At 37.6% G+C, this 18,374-nt stretch carries 14 protein-coding genes, 1 tRNA gene and 1 pseudogene; 10 read left to right on the top strand and 6 right to left on the bottom strand.

The features are described 5' to 3' along the window. Positions 1 to 216: 216 nt before the first annotated feature. The 3 genes and pseudogenes from ANA_RS02375 to ANA_RS02365 form a co-directional block, all read right to left on the bottom strand. The gene (locus tag ANA_RS02375; protein ID WP_015078449.1) at positions 217 to 1,260 is read right to left on the bottom strand and encodes an aromatic amino acid transport family protein; all 1,044 of its coding nucleotides are present in this window, start codon (positions 1,258 to 1,260) and stop codon (positions 217 to 219) included. 8 nt (positions 1,261 to 1,268) lie between these two features. Then, positions 1,269 to 2,123: pseudogene (locus ANA_RS02370) on the bottom strand (response regulator); the annotation flags it as partial. 18 nt (positions 2,124 to 2,141) lie between these two features. Continuing rightward, on the bottom strand, positions 2,142 to 3,449 hold the full coding sequence (locus ANA_RS02365) for an ATP-binding response regulator (RefSeq protein ID WP_015078447.1): 1,308 nt from the start codon (positions 3,447 to 3,449) through the stop codon (positions 2,142 to 2,144). Between the two features lie 1,361 nt (positions 3,450 to 4,810). Here ANA_RS02365 and ANA_RS02360 point away from each other — a divergent pair. After that, the gene (locus ANA_RS02360) at positions 4,811 to 5,533 is read left to right on the top strand and encodes a response regulator transcription factor (protein ID WP_015078446.1); all 723 of its coding nucleotides are present in this window, start codon (positions 4,811 to 4,813) and stop codon (positions 5,531 to 5,533) included. Here the strand turns inward: ANA_RS02360 and ANA_RS02355 are convergent. Both ANA_RS02355 and ANA_RS02350 read right to left on the bottom strand, forming a co-directional pair. Next, entirely contained in the window at positions 5,510 to 6,847 is a 1,338-nt protein-coding gene (locus ANA_RS02355) for a lipid-A-disaccharide synthase-related protein (RefSeq protein WP_015078445.1), read from the bottom strand. The two genes, ANA_RS02360 and ANA_RS02355, sit on opposite strands and share 24 nt — an antisense overlap. A 110-nt stretch (positions 6,848 to 6,957) precedes the next feature. Continuing rightward, complete coding sequence (locus ANA_RS02350) at positions 6,958 to 7,791, bottom strand: carbohydrate ABC transporter permease (RefSeq protein ID WP_015078444.1); 834 nt, start codon at positions 7,789 to 7,791, stop codon at positions 6,958 to 6,960. A 235-nt stretch (positions 7,792 to 8,026) separates the two neighbouring features. Between ANA_RS02350 and ANA_RS02345 the strand changes: the two genes are divergently transcribed. The 3 genes from ANA_RS02345 (at position 8,027) to ANA_RS02335 (ending at position 9,774) form a co-directional block, all read left to right on the top strand. Further along, positions 8,027 to 8,863, top strand: coding sequence for a D-alanyl-D-alanine carboxypeptidase family protein (locus ANA_RS02345; protein WP_041458202.1), 837 nt, complete (start codon positions 8,027 to 8,029; stop codon positions 8,861 to 8,863). A gap of 8 nt (positions 8,864 to 8,871) precedes the next feature. After that, a complete protein-coding gene (locus tag ANA_RS02340; protein WP_015078442.1) occupies positions 8,872 to 9,087 on the top strand; it encodes a hypothetical protein in 216 nt (71 codons plus the stop codon). A gap of 108 nt (positions 9,088 to 9,195) precedes the next feature. Further along, positions 9,196 to 9,774, top strand: a complete 579-nt coding sequence (locus tag ANA_RS02335; protein WP_015078441.1) for a TIGR04376 family protein — start codon at positions 9,196 to 9,198, stop codon at positions 9,772 to 9,774. Positions 9,775 to 10,145: 371 nt separating this feature from the next. On the opposite strand, the gene acsF is transcribed toward ANA_RS02335, so the two are convergent. Beyond that, positions 10,146 to 11,222 (bottom strand): magnesium-protoporphyrin IX monomethyl ester (oxidative) cyclase, encoded by a 1,077-nt coding sequence (gene acsF, locus ANA_RS02325; RefSeq protein WP_015078439.1) that lies wholly within the window; start codon positions 11,220 to 11,222, stop codon positions 10,146 to 10,148. A gap of 607 nt (positions 11,223 to 11,829) precedes the next feature. Here acsF and ANA_RS02320 point away from each other — a divergent pair. The 6 genes from ANA_RS02320 to ANA_RS02295 all read left to right on the top strand — a co-directional run bounded on the left by ANA_RS02320 (position 11,830) and on the right by ANA_RS02295 (position 18,159). Next, complete coding sequence (locus ANA_RS02320) at positions 11,830 to 13,290, top strand: TM0106 family RecB-like putative nuclease (protein WP_015078438.1); 1,461 nt, start codon at positions 11,830 to 11,832, stop codon at positions 13,288 to 13,290. Between the two features lie 22 nt (positions 13,291 to 13,312). After that, positions 13,313 to 14,494 carry an esterase-like activity of phytase family protein gene (locus tag ANA_RS02315; RefSeq protein ID WP_015078437.1) on the top strand — a complete coding sequence of 394 codons (1,182 nt, stop codon included), beginning with the start codon at positions 13,313 to 13,315 and terminating at the stop codon, positions 14,492 to 14,494. A gap of 225 nt (positions 14,495 to 14,719) precedes the next feature. Then, positions 14,720 to 14,793 (top strand) — tRNA-Asp (locus tag ANA_RS02310). A 98-nt stretch (positions 14,794 to 14,891) separates the two neighbouring features. Next, positions 14,892 to 16,337 carry a glutamate--tRNA ligase gene (gene gltX / locus ANA_RS02305; RefSeq protein WP_015078436.1) on the top strand — a complete coding sequence of 482 codons (1,446 nt, stop codon included), beginning with the start codon at positions 14,892 to 14,894 and terminating at the stop codon, positions 16,335 to 16,337. Between the two features lie 139 nt (positions 16,338 to 16,476). Further along, complete coding sequence (locus tag ANA_RS02300) at positions 16,477 to 16,959, top strand: hypothetical protein (RefSeq protein WP_015078435.1); 483 nt, start codon at positions 16,477 to 16,479, stop codon at positions 16,957 to 16,959. A gap of 600 nt (positions 16,960 to 17,559) precedes the next feature. Beyond that, entirely contained in the window at positions 17,560 to 18,159 is a 600-nt protein-coding gene (locus tag ANA_RS02295) for a Uma2 family endonuclease (RefSeq protein ID WP_015078433.1), read from the top strand. The last annotated feature ends 215 nt before the right edge of the window (positions 18,160 to 18,374 follow it).

Here is an 18,374-nt window from a genome sequence, read left to right as displayed (position 1 = left end):
AATGATACCAATTGCAGATGATAATCATCATTTTATATATCTTAGGGGGGACTGGATTCAAGCCGAATAAATATTAAATATTAAGTAGCCCGATTACCCTACCGGACTTTAGCTCCAAATCCTCTCTTGTCATTATCCGATAAGAGAGGTTTTATTCACTTTTTATCAGCTTACTCAGAAATTTGCTAATTTTCATTAACCGAAAATTATTCATTTTTAGAATTGATATATTACCAAAATTTGTCTACATATTAAAAATAATGCCCCGACCATAATCAATATTAATGTTATTTTTCCCCCAGGAACTAGGGTTTGATAGTTACCATTAGTAAATTCTGGTGTTTGACTTTGTTTCCAACTCATTAATGCTGGCATAATTCCTCCTAAAATGGAAGCACTAAATGCGCCAGTATATTCTAGAGCATGAAAAAAGATGGTAGGATTAAATGTTCCTAAACTCAGAGGTGGAAGCAACACTAAGGAATAGAGAGGTAAACGAGAAATTTCGCTTTTGGTAATGATGGAAATATCTTGAAAAAAGTCTGTTAACCCATAAGTAATCCCAATAAATGATGTCACAATTGCAAATTCAGAAAAAATTGATAATAACACAGCAAACCATTCTCCTGATTGACCAGTTCGCAGAATTTCCAGTGGATCAAATACTTTCTCATTTTCGAGATTATGCGATAAAATATCTGGAGTCATGCAGCCTAAAATAACCGCATTCCAAGCTAGAAACATGAACAAGGGAATCACTGAACCAATAATCATAGATTGGCGAATTTTGGGAATGTCTCCTTCCAATTGAGTTACAACCAATGGAACAATACTATGAAAGAACATTGCTACATAGATAACAGCAACAGCATTACCAATAGATTGCCAATTTTGGACTAAAAGTTGAGAGTTTTGGAATTGCATTCCCCCTAATATTAATAAACCAAAAAAAGCAATTAGTAAAATAATAATAAATATACCATTAATCTTTTCTACTAATCTATCTTTACCCCAATACATTAGGCTACCAAATACTAGAAAAAAACTTACTGTTCCTACCCACTGAGGTGAAATATGTTCTAATTCCCAAACTTGATCAACTGTGGTTATTAAAATTTTGCCACCTTCAGTCATATATGCCACCAAGAGGGCATAGTGGTTAAATATATAGGCAATTCCGGCAATTCTCGCTCCTGGTTTACCGAGAATCTTGGCTATGATTGCTAATAAACCTATATGAGAAATACCCTCAACTCTCATCACATTTAAATTTCTATACTACCTGTATCAGTAAATTTGATCGCATTACCAATTAAATTATTAAACACTCGTCGTAATTCTAAGCGATCGCCGTTAACTATGCCCCCATTATTTCCAGTTGGGCTTAATTCATGGGTATCCAATTTTAAAATTAAGTTTTTCTCCTGTGCTAGGGGAGTTAGTTCACTGACTACTTCAGCCGCAATTGTTGTTAAGTTACATGATTCAAAGTTGAGGGTTTTTTTCCCAGCCTCAAAACGGTAAACTTCTAGCAATGTATTTACCATTTCCAGAAGATTTTGATTACTGCGAATCATCACATGAATCGGTTGTTTCATTTCTGAAGGAATCTGACCAAAGACTTCTTGCAGAAATAAATTTAGCATTCGATCAGCGGCTACTAGGGGAGTACGTAAATCATGGGTGAGACGAGAAACAAAGTCTTCTCGCTGTAGTGTCATTTTTCGTTGTTCGTCAATACTGTGCTTTAATCTTAACAGCGATCGCACTCTTGCTAATAGTTCTTCTGTCTCAAAGGGTTTACAAATAAAATCATCAGCACCAACATCTAAACCTTTAACAACGCTAGATTCGTTATAAGCTGTCAGGAGTAAGATCGGAATATAGTTGATTTCGGGATTATTCCGAATCCGTAGTGTAACTTCATAACCATCTATTCCCGGCATCATCACATCTAAAATAATCAAATCCGGTGGTAATTCTGCTACTTTGTCTAAAGCTGCTTGACCATTGGTAGCTGAATCAACATGATATCCCTCACTTTCTAAAAGTGTTCTCACTACATCGAGATTATCTTGGACATCATCAACAGACAAAATTCGGTCTTTTTTTAAATTAGACATAGTTAACTTTTTGGTAATCTACAACCTGATATGAGGATAATTCATTAAAGCTTTGTTCGGGGAATATACAGAATGAAAATGATGCTGATGAGAACTAAAAACTACATTACCTAAATCTGCTGCTAAATTGATTCTTCGGGGTAATTCTATTTTAAACGTTGAACCCACTCCTAATTGACTTTCAACACATATTTTTCCTCCCATTATCCCCACTAGTGAATCAATAATAGCCAAACCCAAACCTGTCCCTGAATATTTACGGCTGATACCTTGATCAATTTGATGAAATGCTGCAAAAATGTTTTGAAAATCTTGAGCAGCAATCCCAATTCCTGTATCTTTAACAGTTATTGTAACTTGATTTTTAGGTGTTTCTCGAATTTCTACCCAAATATTGCCAGATTCTGTAAATTTAACAGCATTGGTCAGTAAATTAGTTAAAATTTGCCGTAATCGGACTGCATCATTAAATACTGATGTATTCTTTAAGTCTGTTTTCACTAACAAAGATAACTTTTTGGCTTCAGCTAAGGGGCGGATTTCTGTGACTACGTTACTAACAACTGCTGATAAATCCAATATTTCTGGCTTTAGTGCTAATTTCCCAGATTCTAGCTGAGAAAAATCCAGAATTTCATTGATCTTGATCAGTAACTCTTTACCATTATTGAGAATTTTCTCTACCATGACCAGTTGTTGATTTGTCAATTCACCAAATTTAGGACGTAATAGAATCTGTGAAAATCCAATAATCGCATTCATGGGAGTTCTTAGTTCATGGGATATGGTGGCTAAAAATAGTGATTTTAAACTGGATGCTTCCAAAATATTGAGGTTTTGTTCTTGAATATGCTGCTGCTGTGCTGTGAATTCTTTCTGCTGTAAGATTAGCTGTTCACGACTTTCTTTAAGCTGTTGATTTGCTAAATTTAGCTGCATTTCCGTATGGTGTATACGAATTGCACTGCGTAACATTTGAGCTATGGTTTCTGGAGATAATTTAGACTTAATAAAATACTCGGTAGCACCTAATTTTATCCACTCTTGGGCTATTTTTTCATCTCCTGAATCTATGAGAATTACTAAAGGAACTTTAATCCCTGAAGATTGTAATTTATGAATTAATGTTAAGCTGTCTTGATTTGGTAAGTGATAGTCGAGAAATATGCAATCATAGTGATTATGGATTAGGGCAAAGAAGGCTTGACTCCCATCCTTAACTTCATCAATTTCCATCTTAATACCTGTTTTAGTCAGAGCTAAACTTACTATTAAGCCGTCTACCTGATCATTTTCTACAACTAAAATTTTTAGCGGTTCTTCCATCGGTTTTTCTTTTTGCTGTTAAATACAGATTTATGTTCAGCATTTCTGTTTTTACAGTCTCTAGATTGTACAAATAATCAACATGATTTTTTGCTGAATTAGCAGATTTATTCCCAAATAAAATAAAATACTTTATCCAGTTAAAAACATTGTAAATTACTAATTCATTAACTGTCCTCACCCATTAGTGAGAGTTGCATGGAAACATTATGTACCATTAGCGTAAGTATTTAAACTTAAAGAGTAGGAATAATTGCTAAATAAGGATCACTTACCTCCTGCGGATGAATTGGTTTTTAGAGCAGGTAAGTAGGTGAACGGAAAAAAACCGTAGACGCGGAGCGGCTTCTCGAAGAGTAATATGTAACGAAAAGTAAAATCGCCCAAACCCTCTTCACTCTTGCCTCTGGTTACTGAGCGAAGTCGAAGTATTGCCTCTTGCCTAGTGCCATAACGACGATTTTCAATGCTAACCTACTTAGTTGCAAAGCTGACTTAATCAGCTTTTTAACCTACTTAATTTTTGATTTTTGACCTCCGCATTGCGGAACTGCCGTGTTGAGTCCATTGTAAATTTGGTGATCATGGTGTAACTGTAATTTTTCTGATTTGTCTCAATAATCTCATTTGTTTTGGGAAAAATATCTATATGTCTTTAGCTAGATTTTTGCATCTATTGAAATTCAAAAATCAATTATTCATTATTCCTATTGGTAGATGTTTAATGGTTCACAGATCGTATATGCTCAAGGTTGGGTAAATTGAATACAATTCTTAAAAAACAAAACCTTCTGTCTATTAGCACTACTTCAGAGGTAGTCTAATTATCATGGGTGTAATAGTCAGTAACTCAGCCCTAAAGGGACTGAGCTTGTAATTTATTACAAGCTGTACTGACCAGTCTAAGTCTTCACTGACTACGTTTTTTGAGTCACGACACCCTGGAATGCGAAGCTAGTTCCCTGCTCTGTCATTTGCAATTAAACAGTTTTAAAGTCACTGAAACAGTGTTGCAAGTCTAAAAAGCTCTTAAAACATTGACGAAGCTAACATCACCCCGAAAGGGAGGCTCTTCGGAGCAACACATTATGCGTACAGAGTTGGGAAATTTGAATCGGTAATTGTCCCGTTGAAAGTACACCACAAAAGTACCCCGAATTTCTTAACTCCAAGGCGGTAATGAAAAAATATTCAAAGCGGTTAAAACCGTGGTCAGTGAGCAGTTCGACAAGCTCACTGTAACACTTGTCGAACTGCCCGTGCCGTGGCTGGTGAGCCATATCGATAGCGTAGCGTGGCGTTAGCCATACCATCCCTCTCAGGGCTAAAGCCGCTGAGTTTCCCACTTACCGGGTATTCTTATGAGTGAGATTAGTATTCTATTAATTGAAGATCACGATTTAACCCGCATGGGACTCAAAACTGAATTGCAGTCACACAGCGGCTTTAAGGTGATTGGTGAGGCAGCCAATGCGACTCAAGGACTAAAACTTTTAGAAACAATCAAGCCAAATGTGGCTGTGATAGATATTGGTTTACCTGATATGAGTGGAATTGAGCTAACGCGTAAATTTAGACGTTATCAGACAGAAACGGGACAATTTCAGACGAAAATTTTGATTTTGACGATGAATAATACTGAAGATGCAGTTCTAGCGGCTTTTGCGGCGGGAGCAGATTCTTATTATATGAAGGAAACAAGTATTAATAAATTTACTGAAGCTGTAGAAGCAACTTTTCATGGTAATTCTTGGATTGATCCAGCGATCGCTAGTGTCGTATTACGAAAAATGCGTCAAGGTGTCCCCGGTGATCATCAATCATTGGACAAGCCAAAAACTGTAAAAATCGAAGCTCTGGAAATAGAATATGAACAAGTTTTAGAAACTTATCCCCTCACCCAAAGGGAACTGGAAATTTTAGAATTGATTGTGGGTGGTTGCAGCAATGGCCAAATCGCCGAAAAATTATATATTACTGTAGGTACAGTAAAAACTCATGTTCGCAATATCTTAAATAAACTCTGTGCTGATGATCGAACCCAAGCAGCCGTGCGGGCTTTACGTTCTGGGTTGGTAGTTTAATTTTTCCTGCAAACATTCTGCAATCCGTTGTGCTGCACCTGCACGTCCCATGCGCTGCAACCCATTTTCAGCAATCTCATGTAAGAGGTCAGGATTTTTGAGTAGAGATTGGATAGCGGGGAGAACTTGTGATGGTTGGTTGACGAGGGTGAGAGATATTCCTAAAAGCCGACTTTGAGCTTCTGCAAAAGCGGGGTTGTATTGAGGTCCATGACCAGAAATAGCGATCGCTGGTTTTCCCAAACCGATGAATTGTTCTGTTGCTGTTCCAGCCATAGCGATCGCCAGATCACCTAAATGTAAGCATTCATTATAGGCTTGTTGGGTCAGGATAAAATAAGCATTTTTTTGGTTAAAAGTCAAGCTATCAGGGTCAGAAATTGCTAAAGGAGATTGATCACACCGTCGCCAACCTTGAATGTGTAAAGTTTGGGATAAAATACTACAATCTAAACCAGGAGCGATCGCCCCTAAAAAAATCATCGTCCCCGCAGCCCGAAAGATGGAATCTGGTTGTCGTAAACTAGCCGTCAGCGCAGATACAGCAATCATGATGATTTCCCAATTGTTGTAAGCTTCCGGCGCACGAGAACCGGGTAACAGAGTCACAATCAAAGGCCGAATCACTTCTTCGAGTTCAGCATCAGGACGATAAAACTGTTGTGCGGTAAAAATCTTCTGCAAACCATCCATCATGGGATTCCCCACATCCACAGCGGGAATTCGCCATTTTTTGAGAATTTCCGTAGTCAGAGCATCTCTAGGAAACACAGCCCGACAACGGCCACGACTCATCAACCATCTTTCCCAAGGATGGTAAATTGAACCAGAAAAATTTTCCCACCATGCGGACTTTGATTTTCTCGGTAATAATCCCGCTTCATCGCGCACATAGTATTCTGATTTAGCAGTACCTACAAAGGCATAATTAGCACCACTCACTGCTGCAAACAACAGGGGAACAATATCCCCCACCGCTAGAATAGCTTTGGGATTACCTAACTTGGTTTGTGAACTTACCCAACTGCGGATAGATTGAATTTGATTAAGAGTCAACTGCACCAACCCACCCCGCAGATCGCGCATTAATTCGCGGCTATCCATATAGATAAAACCACCAGAAGGCATAGTCTGCACCTTACCAATCATAGAAATGTCTATTTGTTGATAAGCACGTCCTTCACCTACTATTGGTAAAGCAAAAATATCTGGTGGAGAAGATAATTGTTGTAGAGCCTGGATAATCCGAACAGCAATGATATCTTCTCCGTGACCATTGCTTAAGACTAATAACTGTAAACGAGAATTGGTCATTGATTTTTAAAATACGCTTTAATGGCATAGGTATCACTTGTCAATGTAATAGGACAAGGAATAATAATTCGCTCTAAATCTAAATTTAAGCTCTTTGTTTATCGGCATTTTTAGCCCTTGACTCCACTCCCTGTATCCGTAGGAACAATATATTTTTGTAGAAACAAAAACAATAATAGCACTGGAGTAATAGAAATTACTGAACCAGCAGCTACCAACCGCCAATCTAAAGAAAATGTTCCCGCTAACTTAGCTACCCCCAAGGGTAAAGTATATAAACTTTCATCTTGGATGACAATTAAAGGCCACAAAAAGTCACTCCAAGCACCAATAAAGACAAAGATAGCCAAAGTAATCAGCGCTGGACGAATGGCAGGTAGCATGATGTGCCACCACAATCCTAACTCAGAACTACCATCTAAACGAGCCGCTTCTTCAATTTCCTTTGGCACACCTATTAGAGCCTGCCGTAATAAAAATATACCAAAGGCAGATGCCAAACTAGGAAAAATTATTCCTAAGTAACTATTTCTCAACCCTAGTTGCACTGTCAAAATATATAAAGGAATCATGACAATTTGGAAGGGAATCATAATTGTGGAGACAATGGCTATGAAAATCCCATTTCTGCCCACAAATGATAGTCTGGACAAGGGATAAGCCGCTAAGGAACAAAACAACAAATTTAAACCAACTGTTAATACTGATACTAGGATACTGTTGTATAAATAAGTTGCGAATGGTAAAAATTGCCAAACTTTAGAGAAGTTTTCTAGTGTTGGCTGACTAGGTAATAATTGGGGTGGTGACTGCCAAATATTTTCCGTTGGTGATTTTAGTGCTGTGCTGATTAACCATAACAATGGAAACAGCATCACGATAGCGATCGCACTGAGTATGCTATAAATAATTAAAGTTTGGATGCGGGAGTTTTTTAACTTCATATTTTGTTAAAAATGATTAAGTGTAAAGGTTGTTAATATAACTATTTGTAACCTAACAAATAAACTTTATCCTATAATTATACACACTAATTTTACCTCAAGTGACAAAAAACCAGATCCCTGACTTCTTGAAGAAGTTGGGGATATGAGTCCTGACATTGTGTCTTAATAACATAAATTCTAGGAAATTGTGGGATATGATGAAATCGAAATTTTCAAAATAAGTAATATTTTTATGAAACCAATTCTGCAAATAGCAGCATTTGTAACTATAATTATTTTTGTGAGTGTTACCTTGGTTTCTGTCCATAAAGTTTTTCGAGATCAGTTAATAATAACTCCCCAAATTGCCAAGGAATGTTTAACTAATTCCAGCTTACCTTGTGACAATTCAAAGTCATCTATAAATATACCATTTATTCCCGATCAGAAATTAGATGATCAACAACGGTTTTTAGCAACAATTGCCCAAAAAATCCCCACAATTCCCCAGGATGATACTTTTGAATATACTTTACTACGTTCCTATGGAACAGTATTTATTAATCAAGAGTCAGGAATTAATTTACCACAAAAAGTGATTTTAGATAACGAATCAGAAACAAAATCTTTTCAGAAGACAATGAGTATAGCTTTAGTAGATGGCACTCAAGAATGTTATTTACAAAAAACCGCAGCAGCAGCTTTAAATAAGGCGAAAAGTTTAGAAAATATTCCCCTTAAATCAGGTTATGCTGGTGATTGTCTTCGCAATTTTGCCACTAATTTAAGATTTTGGAATAAATACGCAAATAGTGAAACATTAGCAAGAGTCAAAGCCGGAAAAGAAACAAAAATTCTCGGTTTAGTTGCACCCCCCGGTACGTCACAACATCTGTGGGGATTAGCAATTGATTTACAAGTATCAACATCAACCCAAAGACAGGCTTTAAATGAAAATGGTTGGTTTCAAACTGTAGTTAGTGATCTTCCCCATTGGACTTATTTAAGCCAGAGTGAAGATGATTTACCCAAATTTGGATTACAACAAAAAACTATCCAAGGAATTAAATATTGGGTAACACCAATTTAATTTGTTAGTTGTTAGTAGGGGCGAAGCATTTGGAAGATAAATTATCGGTCATTGCCAAAAATAGTTCTCCAAATGCTTCGCCCGTACAGTTGTTAGTAGGGGCGAAGCATTTGGAAGATAAATTATCGGTCATTGCCAAAAATAGTTCTCCAAATGCTTCGCCCGTACAGTTGTTAGTAGGGGCGAAGCATTTGGAAGAAATTATCGGTCATTGCCAAAAATAGTTCTCCAAATGCTTCGCCCGTACAGTTGTCAGTTGTTAGGAGAAAGAAGGAAATTTCCCTGTTCTCTGTTATAAAATAGTCATATATCTGATAGTTGGAGTTTTAACAGTGAGTTTATTTGATGATTTAAGTCGGTTTTTAGAAAGTCGTTTAGAAGAGTTCTTGCGGAATAACCCTCATTTAGAGTTAGAAGCACTTTTAGAACAACTGCGGGAACAAGAAGAAGATACATTAAAGTTAATTGCCGAGTTACAATTGCAAGAGAAGCGATCGCAAGATGAAATTCTCAGCACAGCCCAAGAAATCCAAAAATGGCATATTCGGATTCAAAAAGCCCAAGCCGCAGGTAGACAAGACTTAGCCACCCCAGCCCAAGAACGAGAAGCAGCCCTACTGCGAGAAGGAAATCAAATGTGGGGACAAATGCAAGGTTTAAAAGAACGCATTAACCAGTCCCAAGAACTACTTCGCAAAATTCAACAACGTCGTCAAGAAGTACAAACAAAAGCAGCCGAAGCACAAACAGCCAGAACCAAAGCACAAACCCAGCAAAGATTAAAAACTGAAACTCCTGGCTGGAATACTGCTGCTAATTCTCACAGTAATTTTGACGACTTAGAAAATACATTTCGCAATTGGGAAACTCAAGACGAATTAGAAAAACTCAAACGCAAGATGGGAAAATAATTGAGAGAATGTCAGTTGTCAGTTGTTTAAAACACAACTCACTTGTGCTTTTAATCCTGACTCCTACTATATCACCGTTTTGTTTTTCTGACCAAACTAATTTAAAATTCCCATCTAACCGCCGTTCAAACTCTCAATATTCATCAGCAATTAGAGAACCAATAGCAAGTAAAGATTTTGCCCCTTGACGGATTTGCCATTTATTTTTGGAAAGATTGAATTGTTGTAAACTTACAAACAAGTCCTTACTTAAACTTAGGACTCTTCCCTTTGCGTCTTTGCTCCTTAGCGTCTTTGCGCGAAACAAAATAGAAACAAAAAAAGTGGTTCTGTCCAAGACAAAACCACCTCAAACAAAAATCAAACTCAAATTAACGAGCTTGACCGTGAGCAGAAGCCGCATCAATAGGCTTCATCAGATACAATTGTAATAACTGCCAACCATGAGATAGATAGATTGGAAGTTTTTGGAAGAATTGCAGGAATTTAGGCGTATTAGAGCTAGAAATTGCTGCCAATTTTTCGTTATTCTGGACGCAAACATCTAAACGCTCATAAAATACTGGATTCTCAACATCCAACATAACTGGGAAGACTCTACCAGCGGTTTCATTGGTCTTCTTAATTACATGAATGTCGTACTCACGCGCATTCAAGCCCAAGGAAGCGTAGAAATCCTTGCGTTGAATATCATTGAGATACATAGTTGCAAATACTGACAACAGGAAGAAGCGACTCCATAGTTTAGCTCTCCAGTCATTCAACATTTGTGGCTGCGCTCTCATAACCGCATCAAAAAAATCACCGTGACGGTTTTCATCCTGACACCAGTTCTCAAAAAAGTTAAAAATTGGATAAATTTGATCTTCAGGATGGGCTTCTAAATGACGATAAATAGTGATATAGCGCCAATAACCAATCTTTTCAGAAAGATAGGTCGCGTAGAAGATGAATTTGGGCTTAAAGAACGTATAACTACGACTCTTAGTCAAAAACCCTAAATCTAAAGAAAGATTAAAGTCTGACATAGCTTTGTTCAAGAACCCAGCGTGACGGGCTTCATCCCGTGACATCAGGTTAAAGCCTTCAGCTAAAAGAGGGCTTTTATCCTTTAAGCGCCGACCGAGTTCTTTGTATAACAAGAAGCCGGAAAACTCTGCTGTACAAGAACGTTCGAGAAATTCAACGAACAATTTGCGAGTTTCTCCGTCAATAGAGTCCCAAGATTTTTCAAACTGAGCATCCCGAACAAAGTGATGGCGGTTGTAGTCAATGCGGAATTCTGCAATAATGGCTTCCAATTCCTCTTCATTGACGGAAAGATCCATCCGTGCCATTTCATCGAAATCGGTTGTGTAAAACCTTGGTGTTAAAAGGGTTTCCTTAGCAGGGGACTTAATTCCAGAACGGATTTCGTCAAAGCCTGGTTTTCTGAGGGATTCTACCATGTTTTGATTTGCTCTTTTATCTTTCTTTTCTTGATGACACCAGAAAGCTGATTCTATGCTCTCACAAGGTGCAGGGAACAAAAATTATAATTTTGTATGAAATTCAGTGTAGCAATATCTAGCCCAAAAATCAGCAGATCAATGATTAATAGTTGCAAAAATCCACAAAAAACGATTTCCACTTGATTTAGGTCTGATGAGGATAATGGGTTTGATGCCGTGTTTGAGGAGCGAAACGTTAAATTAGCCAAAACCCAGGAAAATCATGTAAGCTGGGAAAATAACTGTTTGTCAGTTATAATTTCGCTTTCCTACAGTGCCAGCTAAAAAACCTGAATATATTAAACATATAGTTTGAAAACCTCGTATGTTCAATACCAACGAATTATCAAGCCATTATTGCTGGGGCTGGTAATATAGTCTGGGAAAATATCGCCAACAGTGATGTTTTATACTATAATGTTGAAAATTCTGTACTGGTTACTCTGGTGGGACATAATGTTTTTGTTATTGAACATGAAAAATCACAATCAGGATTACAGTATTTGGCTGAACAATGCAATTCTTAACTGTCCTGTAATTTCTGAATTATTGTTAGCTTAAAAGGATGTTAATTAATGCTCAACTTTTACTACAATTTCAACGCTGTGAGCGGCGACCTTTTTTAGATGTTCACGGTGATTATCTTCAGCGGGAGATTCCCAATGAGTTAGTCCTGAAGGTACAACAGGACAAAATTGCTCATCATCAGCGAATAGTCAAAAAGTTAAGTTACTATGAACCTGATTATCTGTCACGGGATTGGGAAGCAGGAGCAGCATCAACTCTAGAACTGATGCAGCAAGGGGTGAGTTATATTCGTCGTGGTGTAATATTAACTAGCTACCGTGAAAAATATACTTTGCTGAGTCGCCCAGATTTACTGGTCAAACAGCCGGGAAAATCTCGGTTTGGGAATTGGAACTATGTCCCAGTTAATATTGAATTGGGTAAACGTCCCAAGCAAGAATATCAAGTAGTTATTGCTTTTCACGCCCAAGTTTTAGCCACGGTTCAGGATGTGATTCTCAGTAAAGCCGGGCTGATATTGCGGGATAAAGATAAAACTTATGTGGTGGATTTAGATAAATGGACACCACAAATGTTGAATATTTTAGAGGAATATATTCAAGTTATTGAGTCGGTGGAAGCACCAGAAATTTTTATTTCTCGGCAAAAATGTAGTCTTTGTCCTTGGTATAATTATTGTCATGCCAAAGCGAGATATCAAGAACACCTTTCTCTGTTACCAGGTGTAACACCGATTCGCTATACTCAACTGCAAAATCTAGCTATTACTACTTTAGAAGCACTGGCACAGACCCATCCTAGCACTTTAGAAAACTTGACAGGATTTGATAGTAATGTAGCTGCTAAATTAGTTATTCAAGCCCAATCTGTATTCACCAAACAACCATTAATTATTGCAAATTCCTTTTCTTTAGAATATCTAACTTTTACAGCCCCCATTGAACTTTATTTTGATATTGAAGCCCAACCAGATTTAAATTTAAATTATCTTTTAGGTGTTTTAGTGGTGGATAGAGTCGCTAATACCGAACAATTTTATGCTTTTTTAGCGGAACAACCCGAACAAGAACCACTAATTTGGCAACAATTTCTGAATTTAGTTAATCAATATCCTCAAGCCCCAATTTATCATTTTTGTGCTTATGAAGTAGATACAGTCAAACGCCTTGGTAAATTGTATCGCACACCTTATGCCCAAATTCATCCCATCCTGAATCGGTTTATTGATATCTATGAACAATTAATTCAAAGTGTGGCTTTACCAATAGATAGTTATGCCTTAAAAACTATTGCTCGTTGGCTAGGATTTGAATGGCGTGAACAACAAGCCAATGGTGCTAAATGTATTTACTGGTATGATAAGTGGTTAGAAACAGGCGATCGCACCTTATTAGCAATCATTCAAGACTACAACGAAGATGACTGTCGCGCCACCCGTACTGTCAAAGATTGGCTAGTTAGCTTTTTTGAGGCTGAATCGGGTAATATTACCTTATAAAAAATTTTACTCCAGTTCTTCTATGCCACGTCTCCCAAAACCTCGGAAACTATCCCTAATTCTCATCTTTATAATTCCACTAATTCTGATTGGTTTTCTGTTTAATAATTTCGCTTCTGCCTCTTCAATAATCGAAAGTATAGAATTTATTGGCCAAGCTACATTACCCACAGGTTTAATTTTCCAAAAAACCGAAGTTGGTGGGTTATCGGGAATAACTTATGATGTCAGAAATAACCTATATTATGCAATATCAGATGACAGAGGGCAAAAAGCAACACCTCGTTTTTATACTTTCACAATTGACCTCAGCAAAGGTAAATTAACCAACAACGATGTTATTCCCGTAGGTGTCACAAACTTATTAAATACCAGCAATCAACCATTCCCTCCCAATACCACTGATACAGAAGGAATTGCTATCACCAATCAAGATACCATATTTGTTTCCTCTGAAGGTGATGTAGACAAACTTATCAATCCCTTTATTAAAGAATTTGCGCTGGCTTCTGGAAAAACAATTAGTACCCTACCCATACCAGATAAATTTTTACCAGATTCCCAAAAGCAAAAAGGCATCCGTAACAACTTAGCCTTTGAAAGTCTCACCATTACACCTAATCAAAAATTCTTATTTACAGCCACCGAAAACGCCTTAATTCAAGATGGACCAGCGGCTAAATCCGGTGTTGGTACTTCCTCTCGAATTTTAGAATATAACCTCTTAACCAAGCAGCCAGAACGGGAATTTCTCTATCAAACAGAACCAGTTACATCTTTGTTTAATCCTACTGGTAAATTTGCCAGTGGCTTACCAGATTTACTAGCACTCAATAATCAAGGAAACTTTCTCAGTATAGAAAGAAGTTTCACCGGTTTGGGATTTACAGTTTTTGTATTTGAGATTTCCTTAGAAAACGCCACAGACATTCATAATTTTGACAGCATTGCCAAAATTGACCCTGATAAAATCAAGCCAGTAGAGAAAAAACTCCTGTTAGATCTACGAACTTTAGATGTATCATTAGATAATATTGAGGGATTGACCTTGGGTGCAAAATTACCCGACGGACAACCATCACTAATTTTAATCAGCGACAATAATTTTAATGGACTACAACAAACCCAAATTTTAGCCTTTAAGCTGAAAATCGAATCTCCATTGACTAGATTATTACGCCGCTTAAAAATACCTAACTTTTAAAAATAATGGTTCTAAGTAAGTAGACGAAAATAAATCAAAGTAGATTAAGTAATGTAAAAAATCTGGAGATGATTTCGTAGTAAGGGCTTCAGCCCTCAAATGAGGAATAAATTCCTCTCTTTCTCCATGAGCAAATTCCCTGCAAAAATATTTTTTCTCAGACTACTTGACAAATAGAAAAAGACTAGGCATAATAGAGAGAGTGCAAGTTCAAACCGAACTCGAGGGACTGTAGTTCAATTGGTTAGAGCACCGCCCTGTCACGGCGGAAGTTGCGGGTTCGAGCCCCGTCAGTCCCGTTCTAAAATGCTGAATATTGAATAACGAGTTGATTAAAAATGCTCATACCTTTAATTTCAGTAGGTGTAATCATGATTTGTAAAAGAGAGAATCAACTGTGACCGTCAGAGTCCGCATAGCTCCGAGTCCTACGGGAAATCTACATATTGGTACAGCGAGAACTGCTGTATTTAACTATTTGTTTGCTCGTCACCATGATGGCAATTTTATTTTAAGAATCGAAGATACAGATTTAGAGCGATCGCGTCCTGAATACACAGATAATATTCTAGCTGGACTCCGCTGGTTAGGATTGAATTGGGATGAAGGTCCATTTTTCCAATCTCAACGCCTTCATCTTTACAAAGAAGCGGTGCAAAAATTACTAGATCAAGGATTAGCTTACCGCTGCTACACCACATCTGAAGAATTAGACGCTTTGAGAGAAGGGCAAAAAGCCAGAGGAGAAGCACCCCGCTATGATAACCGTCACCGTCACCTCACCCCAGAACAAAGGGCTGAATTTGAAGCTCAAGGACGTTCTTCTGTAATTCGTTTCCAAATCGCCGATAGCCGGGAAATTGTCTGGAATGACTTAGTCCGGGGGAAAATGAGTTGGCGGGGTAGCGATTTGGGTGGTGATATGGTGATTGCTCGCGCTGCTAGTGATGGTACAGGTCAACCACTATATAATTTTGTGGTGGTTGTGGATGACATTGATATGCAAATTACTCATGTCATTCGTGGTGAAGACCATATCGCCAATACTGCTAAACAAATCCTGCTGTATGAAGCTTTGGGGGCGAAGATTCCCGAATTTGCTCATACACCTTTGATTTTGAATCAAGAAGGGCGCAAATTATCGAAGCGGGATGGAGTAACTTCCATTTGTGACTTTCAGGAAATGGGCTTTACTGCGGAAGGTTTAGTTAATTATATGACTTTGCTGGGATGGTCGCCAGCGGATTCTACTCAAGAAATATTTGATTTAGAATCAGCAGCTAAGGATTTTTGCTTTGAGCGGGTAAATAAAGCTGGTGCTAAATTTGACTGGGATAAATTGGATTGGTTAAATAGCCAATATCTCCATAATATGCCAATTGATAAGCTGACAGATTTAGTTATTCCCTATTGGGAAAAAGCTGGTTGTCAATTTACAGGTGGGAGAGAACGGACTTGGTTAGAGCAGCTAGTGGGGTTAATTGCTGCTAGTTTGACTCGATTGGTGGATGCGGTGGAGATGACCAAAGTATTTTTTACTGATGGGGTAGAATTGACTGAAGAAGGCAGTCAACAACTACAGCAAGAGGGTGTCAAGACTGTACTGCAAGCAATTATTACAGCTTTAGAAAGTCAGCCAGAGTTGTCAGCAGATATTGCCCAAAGTATTATTAAGCAAGTTGTGAAATCGGAAAATGTGAAAAAAGGCTTAGTCATGCGATCGCTCAGAGCAGGGTTAACAGGGGATGTACATGGACCAGATTTAATTCAGTCTTGGTTACTGTTAAATCAGATTGGTTTAGATAAAGCCCGTTTAAATCAAGCAATTAGCAGCAAACCCTAAGTCATGGGTAATGGGTAGGAGTTCTCGTTAATTTTGAATTTTGAATTTCCTCCTGCGGTACTCAAGTCTTTTCTCCAAAGGAACTTGAGACCTAAGATTGATGTCTTTATAAGATATCTAGGAATCTTCTCTAATTGCAATGTCAAAAACAGCTTTTCCTACAGGAATCATAGTTGTACTCTGCGTTACAGCCGGGTTTAATCCAGTGGCTCATGCTCAAACAGCCGCGCCAATTTTTGGAGATGCGACTATTCAACATCCATTATCTTCAGATCCCTTGATATTGAGAGGAATGAGTGGTGGTGCAATACCGGGGAGCAAAATAGCAGGAAAAGCAGAAACACCACCAACAGGACCATGTAAAGGATTTATGGATGAAGCACCAGACCATACTGTGAAACTCACCAGTAAATTTGACTACCTGAAATTAGTAGTCCAAAGTCCTGCGGATACCACCATGATTGTTAAAGGACCCGGTGGAACTTGGTGCAATGATGATTTTGACGGTAAAAACCCCGGTATTGTTGGGGAATGGCTACCAGGTACTTATCAAATTTGGATTGGTTCTTACAAGGAAAATGAATCCCTACCTTATACCTTGAAAATTACGGAAGGTAAGTAAATGATTAGACATCTTGTGAGAATTAAATGTGTGTGACTTGAAACCCTTGTAGAGAAGTGACCTGGGTAGGGATTCTCGGCTCTACAATATTTTCGGAGATGTCTAAGTAGGTTAGCGTTAAAAATTGGTAATTTCTGTACTAGATTTTCACAAACACATTGCTAAAATTGATGTTTCCAGTCTGTATCCCAGCATTATGTTTAAATAATTATAGCAATCCTAAGAGGTTGTTTGAAAAGTATTATATGAAACCCATAATCTCCAAAAACCTAACCCCCCTCCCCCCCTTCCGTACAAGGGAATGGGGGTTTTAAAGCCTCTCCCCTGGTAGGGGAGAGGTTTGGAGAGGGGTCTGTTTACACATTAAAAACTTTTAAAACATCCTCTAATTGAAGCACGAGAAAATACGATTTACAAGATTAGGGAAAACCTAGATTTGTAGGGGTTTAGCAGTGCTAAACCCCTACCGATGGAATCGAACGATTAAGCCGTTTTGAGGATAATGATGTCAATAAATTATAAATTAGTGTGAGAAGTCGGGGATCTGTTAATTAAGTATATAATCATTGATATAGCGTTTCATCTGGGGAGTTAAATCTAATGACACAAGCTGCAATCACAAATTTAGAATTAATTCAACCTTTAGCTAATCATCAGGCTTTAACAGATGAGCAATTTATGTTATTGCAAGAAAATGATAATCTTTATGAATATGTGAATGGAGAGCTAATTATAGTCGCAAATTCAGGTGTAGAACATGGCTACTTAGCTCTAACTCTTGGATATTTTTTAACAGGCTTTGTGCGTGATCATAAACTCGGAATAACTTGTGATTCTAGCACTGCTTTTAAAATGAAAACTGGTAACAAAAGATCACCCGATCTTGCTTTTGTTTCTAAGGAAAGATTGCCAGGTTTAAAGCGATTACCCAAAGGTTTTTTTGATGGCGCTCCTGATTTAGCTGTAGAAATTATTTCTCCTAATAATACTTTTGAAGAAATTCATAATAAATTAGTAGAATATTTTGAAAATGGCACTCGTTTAGCATGGGTAATATTGCCAGATGAAGAATGTGTATTAGTTTATCGCAAACCTAAGCCATCCCAGCTTTTGCAATTGGAAGATAGTCTTGATGGAGAAGATGTTATTCCTAATTTTAATTTGCCTTTGATAGAGTTATTTCAAGAATTATCTTTTTAGATATAGATTCTCAACTATGCAGCATTTAGACAGTTTAGATTTTGCCAGTAAAATTAAAGAATTAATTGATAATCTCAGAGGTTGTTTGAAAACTTGATTGCTGAAATTATTCCTAAATGTAAATATTTGAAACATTCATAATTTCTTACTTCTTTAAACAGGTCTTTATACTCTGCACAATATTCATCTATAGGACTCCTATTTGATTTTTGAAC

It is taken from the genome of Anabaena sp. 90 (genome assembly GCF_000312705.1).
Classification (GTDB): domain Bacteria; phylum Cyanobacteriota; class Cyanobacteriia; order Cyanobacteriales; family Nostocaceae; genus Dolichospermum; species Dolichospermum lemmermannii.
This window is presented reverse-complemented; position numbering and strand designations above follow the sequence as displayed.

What these genes read in the sequence shown, in the direction of transcription:
- ANA_RS02360 (WP_015078446.1), top strand. Translation starts at nt 4,811, where the DNA reads ATGAGTGAGATTAGTATTCTATTAATTGAAGATCACGATTTAACCCGC.
- ANA_RS02355 (WP_015078445.1), bottom strand. Translation starts at nt 6,847, where the DNA reads ATGACCAATTCTCGTTTACAGTTATTAGTCTTAAGCAATGGTCACGGA.
- ANA_RS02375 (WP_015078449.1), bottom strand. Translation starts at nt 1,260, where the DNA reads ATGAGAGTTGAGGGTATTTCTCATATAGGTTTATTAGCAATCATAGCC.
- acsF (WP_015078439.1), bottom strand. Translation starts at nt 11,222, where the DNA reads ATGGTAGAATCCCTCAGAAAACCAGGCTTTGACGAAATCCGTTCTGGA.
- ANA_RS02295 (WP_015078433.1), top strand. Translation starts at nt 17,560, where the DNA reads ATGACACAAGCTGCAATCACAAATTTAGAATTAATTCAACCTTTAGCT.
- ANA_RS02365 (WP_015078447.1), bottom strand. Translation starts at nt 3,449, where the DNA reads ATGGAAGAACCGCTAAAAATTTTAGTTGTAGAAAATGATCAGGTAGAC.
- ANA_RS02320 (WP_015078438.1), top strand. Translation starts at nt 11,830, where the DNA reads ATGTTAATTAATGCTCAACTTTTACTACAATTTCAACGCTGTGAGCGG.
- ANA_RS02350 (WP_015078444.1), bottom strand. Translation starts at nt 7,791, where the DNA reads ATGAAGTTAAAAAACTCCCGCATCCAAACTTTAATTATTTATAGCATA.
- ANA_RS02315 (WP_015078437.1), top strand. Translation starts at nt 13,313, where the DNA reads ATGCCACGTCTCCCAAAACCTCGGAAACTATCCCTAATTCTCATCTTT.
- ANA_RS02345 (WP_041458202.1), top strand. Translation starts at nt 8,027, where the DNA reads ATGAAACCAATTCTGCAAATAGCAGCATTTGTAACTATAATTATTTTT.
- ANA_RS02300 (WP_015078435.1), top strand. Translation starts at nt 16,477, where the DNA reads ATGTCAAAAACAGCTTTTCCTACAGGAATCATAGTTGTACTCTGCGTT.